Origin of the sequence: Bacillus sp. SIMBA_008 (assembly GCF_046535495.1) — a bacterium.
Lineage (GTDB): Bacteria > Bacillota > Bacilli > Bacillales > Bacillaceae > Bacillus > Bacillus subtilis.
Genome location: NZ_JAWRWL010000592.1, coordinates 1 through 266, shown reverse-complemented (window position 1 = coordinate 266; position 266 = coordinate 1). Strand labels below are relative to the sequence as shown.

The following is a 266-nucleotide window of genomic DNA, read 5'->3' as shown; positions in this document are numbered from 1 at the left end:
CGAGGCATCCGTGTCGACGGCCACAAATGTGTAGATGGTGCGAATGGTGGAACTGGCGATTTGGCCGTTCATCTCCGCCTGGAGCTGCCACTGCGCCTGCGCGTTGTCACGCAGCATCAGCCATCCGGCCGAGGCGCCGACGCAATAGGCAATGACGGTGGCGAGGGTAAGAAATAGCGTTGTTTTGCCCAACAGCGAGCGGTACCAGCAAAGCCTGGGCGAGGCCTCTTGCTTTGCCAAATCCTCCCCATGCTCAACGTGTTGTC

Annotated in this window: 1 protein-coding gene; it reads right to left on the bottom strand. The window is 59.8% G+C overall.

Annotated features, from left to right (window positions below; genetic code table 11):
- Positions 1-240: hypothetical protein (locus SB658_RS24570; RefSeq protein ID WP_410603001.1), on the bottom strand; the 240-nt coding region annotated here is incomplete at its 3' end.
- Between the last annotated feature and the right edge of the window lie 26 nt (positions 241-266).